15 protein-coding genes are annotated in these 13,285 nt (G+C 68.5%); 11 read left to right on the forward strand and 4 right to left on the reverse strand.

The features are described from left to right. The first annotated feature begins 55 nt into the window (after positions 1–55). The 11 genes from RHOOR87_RS0100635 to RHOOR87_RS0100685 all read left to right on the forward strand — a co-directional run bounded on the left by RHOOR87_RS0100635 (position 56) and on the right by RHOOR87_RS0100685 (position 9,673). Complete coding sequence (locus tag RHOOR87_RS0100635; RefSeq protein WP_007508512.1) at positions 56–733, forward strand: response regulator; 678 nt, start codon at positions 56–58, stop codon at positions 731–733. Next, positions 726–2,132, forward strand: a complete 1,407-nt coding sequence (locus tag RHOOR87_RS0100640; protein WP_007508515.1) for a sensor histidine kinase — start codon at positions 726–728, stop codon at positions 2,130–2,132. The genes RHOOR87_RS0100635 and RHOOR87_RS0100640 overlap by 8 nt, the downstream gene beginning before the upstream one ends. A 255-nt stretch (positions 2,133–2,387) precedes the next feature. Continuing rightward, on the forward strand, positions 2,388–3,605 hold the full coding sequence (locus tag RHOOR87_RS0100645) for a TolC family protein (RefSeq protein ID WP_007508517.1): 1,218 nt from the start codon (positions 2,388–2,390) through the stop codon (positions 3,603–3,605). Further along, entirely contained in the window at positions 3,605–4,738 is a 1,134-nt protein-coding gene (locus tag RHOOR87_RS0100650; RefSeq protein WP_007508519.1) for an ABC transporter permease, read from the forward strand. Before RHOOR87_RS0100645 ends, RHOOR87_RS0100650 begins: the two co-directional genes overlap by 1 nt. Next, the gene (locus tag RHOOR87_RS0100655) at positions 4,735–5,478 is read left to right on the forward strand and encodes an ABC transporter ATP-binding protein (RefSeq protein ID WP_007508521.1); all 744 of its coding nucleotides are present in this window, start codon (positions 4,735–4,737) and stop codon (positions 5,476–5,478) included. The genes RHOOR87_RS0100650 and RHOOR87_RS0100655 overlap by 4 nt, the downstream gene beginning before the upstream one ends. Further along, positions 5,475–6,446, forward strand: a complete 972-nt coding sequence (locus RHOOR87_RS0100660; RefSeq protein ID WP_007508523.1) for an HlyD family efflux transporter periplasmic adaptor subunit — start codon at positions 5,475–5,477, stop codon at positions 6,444–6,446. The genes RHOOR87_RS0100655 and RHOOR87_RS0100660 overlap by 4 nt, the downstream gene beginning before the upstream one ends. A gap of 4 nt (positions 6,447–6,450) precedes the next feature. Beyond that, positions 6,451–7,284, forward strand: a complete 834-nt coding sequence (locus tag RHOOR87_RS0100665) for an alpha/beta fold hydrolase (protein ID WP_007508524.1) — start codon at positions 6,451–6,453, stop codon at positions 7,282–7,284. 1 nt (position 7,285) lies between these two features. Beyond that, positions 7,286–7,645: an EamA family transporter gene (locus tag RHOOR87_RS0100670; protein WP_007508526.1), complete on the forward strand. Its 360-nt coding sequence runs from the start codon at positions 7,286–7,288 to the stop codon at positions 7,643–7,645. Beyond that, positions 7,642–8,055, forward strand: coding sequence for an EamA family transporter (locus RHOOR87_RS0100675; RefSeq protein WP_007508527.1), 414 nt, complete (start codon positions 7,642–7,644; stop codon positions 8,053–8,055). Before RHOOR87_RS0100670 ends, RHOOR87_RS0100675 begins: the two co-directional genes overlap by 4 nt. Positions 8,056–8,060: 5 nt before the next feature. Beyond that, entirely contained in the window at positions 8,061–9,269 is a 1,209-nt protein-coding gene (locus RHOOR87_RS0100680) for a DegT/DnrJ/EryC1/StrS family aminotransferase (RefSeq protein ID WP_043292096.1), read from the forward strand. 107 nt (positions 9,270–9,376) lie between these two features. Then, positions 9,377–9,673, forward strand: coding sequence for a PepSY domain-containing protein (locus tag RHOOR87_RS0100685; protein ID WP_007508529.1), 297 nt, complete (start codon positions 9,377–9,379; stop codon positions 9,671–9,673). A gap of 86 nt (positions 9,674–9,759) precedes the next feature. Here the strand turns inward: RHOOR87_RS0100685 and RHOOR87_RS0100690 are convergent, their stop codons facing one another. The 4 genes from RHOOR87_RS0100690 to RHOOR87_RS0100705 are packed head-to-tail and all read right to left on the reverse strand — an operon-like array spanning position 9,760 to position 13,253. Beyond that, positions 9,760–10,653: an arginase family protein gene (locus RHOOR87_RS0100690; protein ID WP_007508530.1), complete on the reverse strand. Its 894-nt coding sequence runs from the start codon at positions 10,651–10,653 to the stop codon at positions 9,760–9,762. Beyond that, positions 10,650–11,711, reverse strand: a complete 1,062-nt coding sequence (locus RHOOR87_RS0100695) for a GNAT family N-acetyltransferase (protein ID WP_007508531.1) — start codon at positions 11,709–11,711, stop codon at positions 10,650–10,652. Before RHOOR87_RS0100695 ends, RHOOR87_RS0100690 begins: the two co-directional genes overlap by 4 nt. Positions 11,712–11,727: 16 nt before the next feature. Beyond that, positions 11,728–12,945 carry a beta-ketoacyl-[acyl-carrier-protein] synthase family protein gene (locus RHOOR87_RS0100700; protein WP_100224874.1) on the reverse strand — a complete coding sequence of 406 codons (1,218 nt, stop codon included), beginning with the start codon at positions 12,943–12,945 and terminating at the stop codon, positions 11,728–11,730. Between the two features lie 8 nt (positions 12,946–12,953). Then, positions 12,954–13,253 (reverse strand): phosphopantetheine-binding protein, encoded by a 300-nt coding sequence (locus RHOOR87_RS0100705; protein WP_050980801.1) that lies wholly within the window; start codon positions 13,251–13,253, stop codon positions 12,954–12,956. Positions 13,254–13,285: the final 32 nt, after the last annotated feature.

The raw sequence follows: 13,285 nt of genomic DNA on the forward strand, positions 1-13,285 counted from the left end.
GGGCGCGCCCGGGATTACCCCGCGCGATGTCCCTGCCGCTTCGATGGAACCGGTCATGCGCGTGCTGATCGTCGAGGACGATGCGTCGATCGCCGCTGGCGTCGCCGCTGCGTTGCGGCACGAGGGCCATGCCGTGGACGTGGTGGGCGACGGCAGCCTGGCCGAGGCTGCGCTGCAGGACACCGCCTACGATCTGCTGGTGCTGGATCTGGGACTACCGCGGCTTGACGGGGCGGAACTGTTGTTTCGCGTCCGCCGCCGGGGCGGTGAAATCCCCGTGCTTGTCGTTACCGCGCGGGAAGGCCTGCGCGAACGCGTCCGGGTACTCGACCTGGGAGCCGACGACTACCTGGCCAAGCCGTTCGCGCTGGATGAATTCAAGGCACGGGTGCGCGCGCTGCTGCGCCGTGCAACGAGCAGGGGCGCACCCGAACTCAGGCTGGGGCTGCTGCGCGTGGATCTCTCCGGACGCCGCGCCTGGATCGGCGAACAGGACCTGGACCTCACCGCCCGCGAATTCGGTGTGCTGGCGGCACTCGTGACCCGGGCCGGACGATTGACCAGTCGGGTCCAGCTGATCGAATCCCTTTGTGGCTGGGACCAGGAGTTGACCGACAACGGCCTGGACATCGCCGTGTACCGCCTGCGGCGCAAACTGCGCGGGTGCGGCACCGGCGTACGCACCGTCAGGGGGCTTGGCTACTTGCTCGAAGAGGAAAAGGCCGGTGGCTGAGCAAGTGCTGGACGCGCCGCGACAGACGCAGCCCAGCCTGCGCCGTCGCCTGCTGGCCTTCCTGCTGATTCCGGTGGGGGTATTGCTGCTGCTCGATGCGCTGCTTACCTACGGCGTGGCGCTGGCCTATTCCAACCGGATCCATGACCGGGACCTCAGCAGTGACGCCGAGTCGCTCGCCGAGTTGTTGCAGGACAACCGGCTCGACGGCGCTCTCTCGCCGCAGGCCCGGTTCCTGCTGGAATACGATCCGGATGGACGCAGCTTCTTCAGCGTGCGCAGCAGTCTGCATGGCCTGTTGGAGCAGAACGCATCGTTCCCGCAAGTGGCGGCACCCAAGGCGGGAAATGCACCGGTGCTGTTCGACTCCCGGCTGGGCCCGCACTCCCTGCGCGCTGCGATCATAAGCATCCACCCCCAGGCCAATCCTGCCGACACGCTGACGATCAGCGTGGCCGAGACACTGCAGGACCGCCACCGCCGCGCACGTGAGATCCTGCTGCTGGCCGTGCCCTTGCAGAGCCTGCTGATCGTGGCGGTCCTGTCGCTGGTCTGGTTCGGCGTCAACTATGGCCTGCGCGTGCTGCAGCCGCTCACCGAGCGACTTGCGGCCCGCGAACACGACCTCACGCCGATCGGCGAGGCCGACGTGCCGATGGAAATCCTGCCCCTCACCCGGACCATCGATGGCCTCTTCGCGCGCCTGAGGGGAACGCTGGAATTGCACGAGCGCTTCATCGCCGATGCCGCGCACCAGTTGCGCACGCCGCTCGCGGGCTTGATCCTCCATGTCGAAGGGGCGGTGCAGGACGACGACCCCGAAAGACTGCGCGATGCGCTCGGCCATATCCGCCAGCTGACCCTGCGCACCGCGCGCACCTGCGCACAGCTGCTGGCGTTGACGCGCGCGCAATCGCCACTCACCCTCCCGGCGACGCACCTGCCCGTGGACCTCGCCCGATTGGTGCCTGAAACAGTGGGCCTGCGCGTCAGCGAGGCGCTGGCCGCGGAAGTCGATCTTGGCTACGAAGGAACGCCGGGGCCGCTGCGGGTCGATGGCGATCCGTCGAGCCTGCAGGAACTGCTCGACAACCTGATTGACAATGCGCTGCGCTATGCCGGTCGGGGCAGCCATGTCACGGTGGGACTGGTGCCACTGCCGGGCGATGGCGTGCGTCTTCGCGTCGAAGACGATGGCCCGGGCGTTCCCGATGCACTGCTTGCTCGCCTTGGCGAACGCTTTTTCCGCGCGCCGGACGCCACCGACATGGGTACGGGCCTGGGGCTTGCCATCGTGGAGCGCATCGCCGAGTGGCATGGCGCGCGAGTGAGCTACCACAACCGCACGCCGCACGGATTGCAGGTCGATGTGCAATTTCCACCTGCGATGATGGTCTGAGGCCGACTCATGCCCCTTCGGCCATCCACCATGCCATACGCTTCCCACCTGCGAACCCGGCGGTCGCGGATCGGGCACCCCCTGCGCCGATGGGCACTTGGCGCCCTGCTGGCGACCCTGGCCGGCTGCAGCACCCTGCCCCTGCCCGAGCTGCATCCGCCTGTACCCACGCACTGGCGCCAGGCACCGCCATCGGCAACGCCCGCAGCACCTACGGACCTGCGGGGGTGGTGGCGGGCCTTCCACGACGCCTCATTGAACGCCCTGATCGACCGGGCCCTGGCCGACAACCTGGATGTCGCCCAGGCCATGGAGCGCCTGGAAGCGGCCCGCGCCCTGCATCGCACCGCAGGCGCGCAGTTCCTGCCCCAACTGCGCGCGAAGACCGAAGACGTGCCCGATCCCGACGCGAGCGCTTCGTTCTTCGTGGCGGGTTTCGATGCGCTGTGGGAGCTGAATCTTTTCGGACGTGGCACGGCCGAACGGCGCATGGCGCGCGGCGATCTCGACTCCGCGGCATCCGATCTGCGCGCAGCACGGGTGTCGCTGGTCGCCGAAGTCACCCGTGACTGGCTCGACCTGCGCGCTGCCCAACAGCAGGAGCAATGGCTGACCCGGATCCGCGACATGCGTCGCCAGCAATACCTCATGCTCCAGACGCGCCAGCGCCTGCGGCTGGCCGGCGCGCAGGATGTCGACCGTGCCCGGGCCGCGCTCGCCCAGGCGGACGCGGCCCTGGTCGAACCGCGCGACGCGATCGATGCCAGCGCCCAGCAACTGGCGACCCTGCTCGGCCAGGCCGAACCGGACCCCGCGTGGTTCAAGGCCGCGCCGATGCCCACGCTCGGCGCCTGGCGCCTGCACAGCCTGCCGGCGGACCTGCTGCGCTCACGTCCGGAAATCCTGCATGCCCAGGCCGAGGTCCTGCGCACCGCCGGCGAGGCCGGGCTGGCGCGCGCCAACCGGTACCCCAGCCTGGCCCTCGGCGGCTCGCTGATCTGGTCGACCAGCCTGCAGGCGCATCGGCCCACGGACGACAATGCGGTGGCCTCGATCGGTCCGGTCATCAACATTCCGCTGTTCGACTGGGGCATGCGGGCGGCCCAGGCGCACGCCAAGGAACACGAGCTCAAGGCAAGCGTGCTGGCCTACCGGCAGACGGTGTTGCAGGGCGTTGCCGAGGTCGAGACGGCGCTCGGGCGGTTGCGCCGCCAGGCGGAGTACGAACGCCATTGCACCGAGGCCGCGGCGGCACTCGGTCACGCGGACGACGTCATGGCGCGCCGCGCCGCGTTGAAGCTGGCCGGACCGATGGACCAGGCCGAGAGCGCCATTGCAAGCGACCAGGCGGCACTGGCACAGGTCCAGGCACGCGCCAGCCATGGACTGGCGTTCGTGGCGCTGTTCAAGGCGCTGGGCGGTGCACCGCTGCCCGCGGGCGATCCGTCCGAACGGACGCAGGAGCGCGACTGATGGTCGCCCTGGCCCGCAAGACGCTGGTGCACGAATGGCGGCGCTTCCTGCCGGCGATTCTCGCGGTCGGCTTCGCCGGCCTGCTGCAGCTGCTGCAGGCGGCGCTGGTGCTGGGCATCTTTGGCAGCGCCAGCGTCTACATCACCGGCTCGGCGGCCGACCTGTGGATTGGCTATCCGGGGACCCAGAGCGTCAACCTGGGGCGGGCCATCGACCCCAACGTCGAGGCTCGCGTTCTGATGGATCCTGCGGTCGCGAAGGTCGAGCCGTTCATCTGGCTGGACGCGGACTGGCGCGGCCACGCCGACACCGGCGGCGAGTCGGTGTTCGTCTCGGGCATTGACCCGCAGTCCGCTGGGCTGATGTTCGCCCACGCCTTGCCGCCTGCCCTGCGCGCACGCCTGGAGGAGCCGGACGCGGTCATCGTGGACCGCGCCGATATCGACAAGCTTGGCGTCGCCATCGGCGGCACCGCCGCCATCAACGGGCACACGGTACGCGTGGTTGGCGTCAGCAGCGGCCTGCGTGCGCTGGGCGGAGTCAACGTGGTCAGCTCGCTGGCCACCGCCCGCGAGCTCGATACCGATCCGGCCGATGGCGGCCGGCCGACCTATTGGGTGGCGAGCCTGCGCGATCCGGCACAGGCCGGCGCGGTGGCCGCGCGGCTGCGCGGCGACGGCGCGTTCGGCCCCTACGAGGTGTGGACAGCGCAGGGGTTCGCGCGCCGCTCGGTGCTGTACTGGATGCTCGATACCGGTGCAGGTGCGGGCGTGCTGTTCCTGGCCGGGATCGTGTTCCTGGTCGGCGCCGTGATCACCAGCCAGACGCTGGTGGCCGCGGTCGCCGGCTCGGTGCGCGAATACGCCACGCTCAACGCGCTCGGCGTGGGCGTGGGCGCGCTTCGCTGGGTGGTACTCGAACAGGCCTTCTGGGTCGGCGCGCTCGGACTGCTGGGCGCCACCGTGCTCGGCGCGGTCTTGCTCGCCCTTGCACGAGGACAGGACGTACCGGTGGTGCTGGATATCCCGGTGACGCTGGCCTGTGTCGTGCTCGCGATGGGCCTGGCAGGCGTATCCGGCCTGGCGGCCATCCGCAGTTTGCGCCGGGCCGATCCGGCGAGTTTGCTGCGATGAATGCCAGCGCGCACCCGTCGGTGGTGACGTTGCGGGCGGAGAATGTCGCCAAGGCCTTCGTTTCCGGCCGCGTGCGTACGCAAGTGCTCGATGGGCTCTCCTTGTCGATCGAGGCAGGCGAGCTGACCCTGATCTCCGGACCTTCCGGCTGCGGCAAGAGCACCCTGCTGGCGATACTCAGCGGCCTGCAGAACGTCGACGCAGGCCGGGTGCTTGCGCTCGATAGCGAGCTCGGACAACTCGATCGGGGTCAGCTGGAAGGTTTCCGGCTACGTCACACCGGTTTCGTGTTCCAGGGGTTCAACCTCTTTCCCGCGCTGAACGCGCGCGAGCAGGTGGAGTTGCCCTTGCATTACCTGGGATTGTCGCGGGAGCGGGCGCGCGCGCGCGCCGTGCACTCGCTGGAGGAAGTTGGCCTGGCCCGCCGCATGGGCCTGAAGCCGGCGGAACTGTCCGGCGGCGAGAAGCAGCGCGTCGCGATCGCCCGGGCGCTCGCCAAGCGACCCCAATTGCTGTTTGCCGACGAACCCACCAGTGCACTGGATGCGGCCAGCGGCCAGACCATCATCGACATCCTCCATCGTATCGCCCGTACCCACGGCACCACCGTGCTGTGCGTAAGCCACGACCCCCGCCTCATCGGCCATGCCGATCGCGTCCTTGCCATGGAAGACGGTCGCATCCTGAGCGACCGGCGCGTGTCCGCCTCCCCTGCGCCCCACCTAGGAACCCCATCATGATGTCGCTTTCCAGCACCCGTCGGCTCCGGTTGATCGTGCTGCCGGTGGCATGGCTGCTGACGCCATGGCTGCTGGTCGCATGCAGCCGTCACGCCGATCCGGTCGCGACGCCCCCCGCCCCCGCATACGCTGCGGTGGCACGGGGGCGCATCGATGTGGAGGGCGGACTGTTGCGGTTGGGTGCGCCGGGTGACGGCAGGCTGGTGGAAATCGATGCCCACGAGGGCGAGCAGGTCCGCCGCGGTCAGGTCCTGGCCGTACTGGAAACCGAGCCCGCCCGCATTGCCCTCGCGTCGGCACAGGCCGAACTGGACCAGGCCCGCGCCCAGCTTGCGCTGGTCGAGGCCAGGCTTGCCGGCGCGAAGCAGCATGCCCATCGGCTCGCCGCCGCCGCCCGTGCGGGCGCGGGCGACGGCCAGAGTGCGGATGATGCGCAGGGCGCAGCCGTCGAACTGGCTGCGCAACGGACTGCGATGCGCGCCAGCGTGGCGCTGGCGGAACAGAAACGTGCGGCAGCCCGCTTCGAACTGGCGCAGCGCACGCTGAAGGCGCCGATCGATGCGGACGTGGTCCGCGTAACCGCCCAGGCCGGCGCCAGCGTGTCCATGCAGCCCGGCGCGCTGTTCGTGTTGCTGCCGCGCACGCCGCGCATTGTTCGCGCCGACCTGAGCGAGGCCTACGCCGGCAAGGTGACCGTTGGCATGCCCGCCCTGGTGAGAGTCGAAGGCCAGAGCGACGCCGCCGCGTGGCCGGCCCACGTATTGCGCACGGGATCGATCGTCGGTCCTTCTTCGTTGGAGGACGATCCACAGCTCCGGGCCAATTCGCGCACGGTCGAATGCGTGCTTGTGCTGGACACCGCACCCCCGCCGCGCGTGGGCCAGCGCGTCCTGGTGCAATTCGGCAGCCGGTCGAAAGCTCCGGGAAACCGGCCGCTGCCAGGCTCGACGTCTTCCGTTGCGGAGTGATGGCGTGATACGGCAAACCGATTTCTTTCTCGAAGGCGACCGCCGTGGCGTGCTGCTGATCCACGGGCTGACCGGCACGCCGATGGAGATGCGCCTGCTCGGCAAGGGCCTCAACAGCGCCGGTTTCACCGTGCACGGCATGCAACTGGCCGGCCACTGCGGCGATACCGACGACCTGCTGTCGACCGGTTGGCGCGACTGGTACGCCAGCGTGGAGCAGGCCGCCGACGCCATGTTGGCCAGGGTCGACCAGTTGTTCGTCGGCGGCCTGTCGATGGGCGCGCTGCTGGCCCTGAAGCTGGCCGCCGACCGGCCCTCCCGGGTGGCCGGCGTGGGCGTGTACGGCGCCACGTTCCGCTATGACGGCTGGAGCATCCCGTGGACGGCGCGGCTGTCCTTCCTGCTGCCGCTGGTCAAGAAACTGGGACTGGGCCGCTCGCGCGTGTTCCTGGAACAGCCGCCCTATGGATTGCGTGACGAGCGGCTGCGCAGACAGATCAGTGCGGCGATGCATTCGGGCGACAGCACCATCGCAGGCCTGCTTGGCAACCCGTGGCACGCGCTGGCCGATCTGCACCAGCTGTCCGTGCAGGTACGCCGCCAGCTGCCGCAGGTGACCTCGCCGTGCCTGGTGGCGCATGCCAGCGAGGACGACGTGGCCAGCGTGCGGAATGCCGAACTGGTGGTGCGCAGCGTGAGCGCGCCGGCCGAACTGCTGCTGCTCAGGAACAGCTACCACATGATCACCATCGACAAGGAGCGGCGCACCTTGATCGAACGATCGGCCCGCTTCTTCGACACGGTCGCCGCCGGTCAACCGTTGCGCTCGGCCGCCTGACATGCCGCCACCGATCCTCGCCCTGTGGCTGGCGAACGTGCTGGTGGATACCACCGGCCAACTCGCCTTCAAGGCGGCGGCAGGTGCCCCCGAGGCAGGTGATGGCCTGGCACGCTGGCGGCACATGGCCAGCCGGCCGTGGCTGTGGCTGGGCGTGGGCTGCTACGTCGTCGAGTTCCTGCTGTGGATCGCCTTCCTGTCGCTGGTGCCGCTGTCCAAGGGCGTGCTGCTGGGCTCGATCAACATCGTGGCGATCATGCTTGCCGGGCGCTGGCTGTTCGGCGAAAAGCTGACCCGCCTGCGCGTGGCAGGAATCCTGCTGGTGAGCCTGGGCGTGGCGATCGTGGGAGCGGGTGGATGAGGCGCTTCTATGTGGCCGGCTTCCTGCTGCTGATGGCGTTCGACACCTTGGCGCAGGTGTCGTTCAAGTTCGCCGGAACGCACGCGCTGCCAGTGAGCGCCAGCCTGGCCTGGCTGCTGCGGGTTTTCGGCCAGCCGTGGGTGTATGGCGCGGTGATCGGGTATCTGGGGGCGTTCTTTACCTGGATGAGCCTGCTCAAGCACGCGCCGATCGGGCCTGCGTTCGCCGCGTCGCATCTGGAAGTGGTGAGCGTGATGTTGCTGTCGGTGTGGCTGTTCCACGAGCCGCTCAGCCTGTCCCGCGTGCTTGGCGCCGTGGCGATCGTCGCCGGCATCGTCTGCTTGGGCCTGGCCGAGTCGGATAGCGCGCCTGGCGTTCCGGCAACAGGCCGGATTGCCGGACCGAGGTGAGCACATTGCCACCGGCACGCTGGCATGAAATCCCCCCGACCGCCGGTCTGCCGCTGCACCTGCGCGACCTGATCCCGCGGCGTGCGGATCTGGCCGAACGGATAACCGCCCAACTGGGCACGCCACGGCTGCAGCTGGAGTGTTCGGGCACCGCCGCCCTGCTGCTCGCCCTTCGCGTGCTCAAGGCACGTGCGCGCGAGCGCACGGTGGTGGTACTGCCGGCCTACACCTGTCCGCTGGTCGCCATGGCGGTGCACGCCGCCGGCCTGTCCATGCGCCTGTGCGACCTGCGCCCGGGCCACTACGACATGGATCCGCACGCGCTTGCGCGGGCCTGCCGGGAGGACACACTGGCCGTCGTGCCGACGCACCTGGCCGGCCGCGTGGCCGACGTCGACGCTGCGCTGGCGGCCGCCCGCACGGCAGGCGCCTACGTGATCGAGGATGCTGCGCAGGCATTGGGCGCACGCGACCGCGGCGCGAGCGTGGGCCTGCGTGGCGACCTGGGATTCTTCAGCCTGGCTGCCGGCAAGGGCTTGTCGATCTATGAGGGTGGCCTGCTTGTCAGCCGCGACCCGGACCTGCGCGAAGAACTGCAGTATGCGCATGAGAACGTGCCGGAGAAGCCGGGCTGGGAGCTTCGCCGATGCGTGGGGCTGCTGGGCTTGGCCCTGTTGTATCGACCACGCGGATTGAGCGTAGCGTATGGGATGCCGTTGCGTGCCGCACTCAAGCGCGGTGATGCGGAGGCGGCCGTGGGTGACCGGTTTCCACTGTCCCTACCGTTCCACCGTGTGGGCGTTTGGCGTAGCGCGGTCGGCGCGCACGCTTCGAGACGTCTTCCGGGCTTTCTCGCCTCGCTTGCCACCCAGGCCCGCGCGCGACTTCCCCGCCTGCGCGGCATCGACGGTATCGAAGTGTTTGAAGATGCCGCTGGTGCGCAAGGGACGTGGCCTTTTTTCCTGGTACGCCTGCGCGACCCGCGGCATCGGGATGCCGTACTGGCGCGCCTGTGGCGTGCTGGCGTCGGCGTCAGCCAGTTGTTCGTGCATGCACTGCCCGACTATGCCTACCTCGCCGACCGGGTGCCGCAGGCGCCGATGCCCCGCGCACGCGCCTTCGCGCAAAGCACCCTGACCGTCAGCAACAGTCCCTGGCTGGACGATGCAACCTTCGAGCAGATCGCGCAAACCATCGAACGCACCGCCCGCTGAACCGATGATGCCGCGAAAGCCCGGGATAAGCGCGAGGTAAGTCCCATGCCCGATTCTGTCGATGCCCGGATGCACCGGGGCACGCTTCCACAACTCAGGAGAACGTCATGCGCAAGTGGATCCTCATCGCCTCCTCGCTCGCACTCAGCACCGCCGCCTTGGCCGCTACGCCCAACCAGGGCAAGCACGCCATGCACGCGCAGATCACCAAAACCGAGGCTCGCGCCATCGCCCTCAAGACCTTCCCGGGCACCATTGCGAAGGAAGAACTGGAAAAGGAAAAAGGTGGCAGTGGCCTGCGCTATTCGTTCGACATCGTGGCCAAAGGAGTGACGCATGAAGTGGGCGTGGATGCGAAGGACGGGCACATCCTCGAAAACTCGATCGACAACGACAAGGATTGACGGGCTCGATCGAACGAGGCGGGCCGATTTTTGACATCAGCGGAAAGTGGCACCGCCGGCACGAACCTTTGCAACCCGACCGGCCGCTATCGCCCCGGCTTCTGGCTCGCGCCGGGACAACGGTCGATGGCGGCCAGCAGGTGCTCGTTGAGCACGTGTTGCTGGCCTTGCCATCGGGCGAGCTCCCGCTCATCGATGGTCGGCTGCGCATCCATCGCCGAGAGCCGCCGCTTCCACCAGCTGCGGTAGCGGTACGCCGAGATCTCACCGGTGATATCGCTGCCGACCAGCCCGCCGCGCAGGCTGCCGATAAGCTCGACGGCGTGCTGCAGCCGCAGGCTGCCCTGGTCCCAGTTGGTGCGGGCGACGTCCTGGGCGAACACGTCCTTGTCGATCGACAGATAGGTTGGCTGCGGCGCCGTGCGCTGTTGCTCACCGAAGGTGGCGACCAGATCGTCGGCGCTGTCGAACCCGCGCATGGCGTGCGCCAGGCCCGCACGCTGCGCCCAGCCGACATCCACGCCGACGCTCCAGTAGCTCACGCGTCCCTGCCGCAGGGGTGACAGATAGTTCGCCCAGGCGTGTCGCCGGTCGATATCCGTCGAGCTGATACCGAGCACGTGGACGTGGCTGACCTGGGGCAACAAGGCGACCCGCCGCACCCACGAGCCGCAGTGCACGCCGAACGCATAGCGCATGTTGTCCGGGTGGTTGTCCAGCACCACGACCTGGAACCGCCGCTGCGTTCGGGCGACGCGGGCGATCAGCGGCCAGCTCAGGTGGTGGAAATCGCCGCTGCCCAGCATCACCGTGCCGCACGTGGATGGCAGCACCTCGTCCAGTCCCTGGCTGAAACGACGCAGCGCGGCTAGGGAGCAACCGAACCGCAACGTCTCCTGCCAGTGTTCGAGAGGAACCACCAGCCGATCGGCCAGGGGGCCGACCGAATGGTCCATGTCCAGCACGACCGGCCGTGTCATGCATCGGCCTTGGCGGCACTCGCCGGTTCGCTTTCGAAACGATGTGCCATGCGGCGCAATAGCACACGCAGCACTGGGTTGCGCACGTAGACCGCATGGCGCGTGCTGGTGAACCGCGCGCCCAGCTGGCCCTTGATCACCGGATCGGTCCAGCCGGCCACGTAATGGCTCAAGCCGCGCGACCTGGCATAGGCAAGATTGTGCATCCAGCTCACGACATAGAGGTTGTGCTTGCGTGCCTGCGGATAGGCAAAGCCCACGTACTTGTCGACCAGCTTGCCGCCGAACTCGTAACAGAGATTCCAGCCGATCAGCTCCCCCGCATGGCGGTAGCAGAACACCACGCCACCGCCGTCGGCCGATTGCAGCACACCACGGAAAAACGCTTCGCTCAGCAGGTCGAAGTGGATCTCGCTTTGCGCATGCACGGCGCGGTAGAGCGCGTAGAAGCTGGCCAGGCACTCGGGATCCTCGAAGCATGGCGCACCGGTAGGAACCAGGTCGATATCGAGGCCGGCGCGGGCCTTGAGCTTGCGGCGGATGTCCTTGCGCCGCGCGGCCGAGCGGCGCGCCAGGTAGTCGTCCTCCGAGGCGAAGTCGATTGGCACCCAGGCCAGCGGCAGGCCTTCGAGCACCACGAAGCCGAGCGACTCGCAGGCGCTGGCAAAGGCATTCGCATGCGCGTTTGCCGCGCCGTCGAGCAAGGGTGAATCGTGGGCGATGTCCTTGACAATGAACAGGGCACCTTCGCGGCCATGGCGCCGCTTCAGTTCCCGCGCCAGTTCCGCCGGCGGCAGCTGCGCCGGCAGCGGGGTGTACTCGGTCACTGTGCAGCCGGCAAAACGCGTGCGCCAGCGCAACCATCGCCCCCACATGCGATACAGCGGCAAGGCGGTGATGCGCCGTCGCAGCCCCTCGTCCGCGGTGGTCAGCAGATCGAACGGCGCACGGAAGGTGGGCATGCTGCCCGGTGCATGCTCCGTGGCAAAGTCCACGGGTGGATGCGCAAGGAACTGCTCCAGCAGCACGTCCGGTTCGAGTTGGCACAGATAGGGCATGGCTTGGGACCGTCGGTCAGGCCTGCCTGACCGCCAGCACGGCGTTGAGCCCGCCGAACGCGAACGAGTTGCTGAGCGCGACGCGCACGGCCATCTGGCGCGGCACATTGGGCACGTAGTCGAGATCGCAAGCCGGGTCGGCGCGTTCGAAGTTGGCCGTTGGCGGCACCACGCCTTCGCGCAAGGCGCCCAGCACCGCAACCAGTTCCAGCGCGCCGGAAGCACCGAGCGCGTGGCCGTGCATCGACTTGGTCGATGAGATCGCCAGGCGCTCGGCGTGCGCAGCAAAGCTGAGCCGGATGGCGCGGGTTTCAGTCGGATCGTTGGCCGGGGTGCCGGTGCCATGGGCGTTGATGTAGTCGACGTCTTCGGGTGCCAAGCCGGCATCGGCCAGCGCCCGGTCCATGGCCGCGGAACTGCCGCGCGCATCGGGCGCGACGATGTCTGCCGCGTCGGCACTCATGCCCACGCCGGCCAGCTCGCCCAGCAGTGTGGCGCCGCGAGCGCGTGCATGATCCATGGACTCCAGTACGAAGATGCCGGCACCCTCCCCCAGCACCAGGCCGCGGCGGGTGGCGCTGAACGGTCGGCAGGTGTCGTCGGCCAGCACCCGCATGGCCTCCCACGCCCGCAGCGCGCCATAGCTCAGGCAGGCCTCGGTGCCGCCGGTAACCACCACGTCCGCCTGGCCGCAACGGATCAATTGCGCCGCCTGGGCGATGGCGTGGTTGGTCGAGGCGCAGGCGCTGGAGACGGCGAAAGCCGGGCCGCGCAAGCCATGCTCGATGCTGATCTGGCTGGCCGGTGCGTTGATCATCAGACGCACGATGGTCAGCGGATGCAACCGCTGCGCATTCTCCCCATACAGCCGCTTGCTCTGCTCGTCCTGGGTAATCTCGCCACCGACGCCCGTGCCGACCACGACCCCGGTGCGAAGCCCAAGGTCCGCCGCGCGGAAATCCAGGCCGGACTGGCTGATGGCCTCGCGCGCCGCGATCATCGCCAGCTGCGTCGTGCGGTCGAGCATCGGCAGCACGCGTTCATCGAAGTGCGCCGAAGGATCGAAATCCTCCGGCACCTGGGCCGCCACGCGCACGCGCAGGCGCGACGCTTCGGGATGACGCAGTGCGGCGATGCCGCTGCGGCCTTCACGCAAGGCCGCCCACAGGGGCGTGGCGCCTACGCCGAAGACGCTGACCGCACCCATGCCGGTGATGGCCACGCGACGGGACATCGGCAGGTTCACGCGGCGCCTTCCGAGGACGGCGTTTTGGCGGACAGAGCGGCCTGTACGGCGTTGATGAGATGCTGGACGGTATCGCTGTTGAGGTCGGTTCCGCTGTCGGGAAAGGTGATGTCGAACGCCTCTTCGATGTCGAAGATCATTTCGATGGCCTCCAGCGATTCGACGCCAAGATCCTTGAGCGGCGATGCAGGCGTCACCATGGCCGGATCGACTTTGGCCTGCTTGGCGATCATGCCGATAACCCTTGCGCCGACATCGCCATCGGAGGGGATATTCGGGGAAACTTCGGTATTCATGCGAATCCTCCTGCGGGCCTTGCATGGTGGGT

Origin of the sequence: Rhodanobacter sp. OR87 (assembly GCF_000473345.1) — a bacterium.
GTDB lineage: Bacteria > Pseudomonadota > Gammaproteobacteria > Xanthomonadales > Rhodanobacteraceae > Rhodanobacter > Rhodanobacter denitrificans.

Coding starts and splice junctions, on each gene's coding strand:
- RHOOR87_RS0100635 (WP_007508512.1), top strand. CDS start 56: ATGCGCGTGCTGATCGTCGAGGACGATGCGTCGATCGCCGCTGGCGTC.
- RHOOR87_RS0100650 (WP_007508519.1), top strand. CDS start 3,605: ATGGTCGCCCTGGCCCGCAAGACGCTGGTGCACGAATGGCGGCGCTTC.
- RHOOR87_RS0100655 (WP_007508521.1), top strand. CDS start 4,735: ATGAATGCCAGCGCGCACCCGTCGGTGGTGACGTTGCGGGCGGAGAAT.
- RHOOR87_RS0100660 (WP_007508523.1), top strand. CDS start 5,475: ATGATGTCGCTTTCCAGCACCCGTCGGCTCCGGTTGATCGTGCTGCCG.
- RHOOR87_RS0100670 (WP_007508526.1), top strand. CDS start 7,286: ATGCCGCCACCGATCCTCGCCCTGTGGCTGGCGAACGTGCTGGTGGAT.
- RHOOR87_RS0100675 (WP_007508527.1), top strand. CDS start 7,642: ATGAGGCGCTTCTATGTGGCCGGCTTCCTGCTGCTGATGGCGTTCGAC.
- RHOOR87_RS0100685 (WP_007508529.1), top strand. CDS start 9,377: ATGCGCAAGTGGATCCTCATCGCCTCCTCGCTCGCACTCAGCACCGCC.
- RHOOR87_RS0100690 (WP_007508530.1), bottom strand. CDS start 10,653: ATGACACGGCCGGTCGTGCTGGACATGGACCATTCGGTCGGCCCCCTG.
- RHOOR87_RS0100695 (WP_007508531.1), bottom strand. CDS start 11,711: ATGCCCTATCTGTGCCAACTCGAACCGGACGTGCTGCTGGAGCAGTTC.
- RHOOR87_RS0100700 (WP_100224874.1), bottom strand. CDS start 12,945: ATGTCCCGTCGCGTGGCCATCACCGGCATGGGTGCGGTCAGCGTCTTC.
- RHOOR87_RS0100705 (WP_050980801.1), bottom strand. CDS start 13,253: ATGAATACCGAAGTTTCCCCGAATATCCCCTCCGATGGCGATGTCGGC.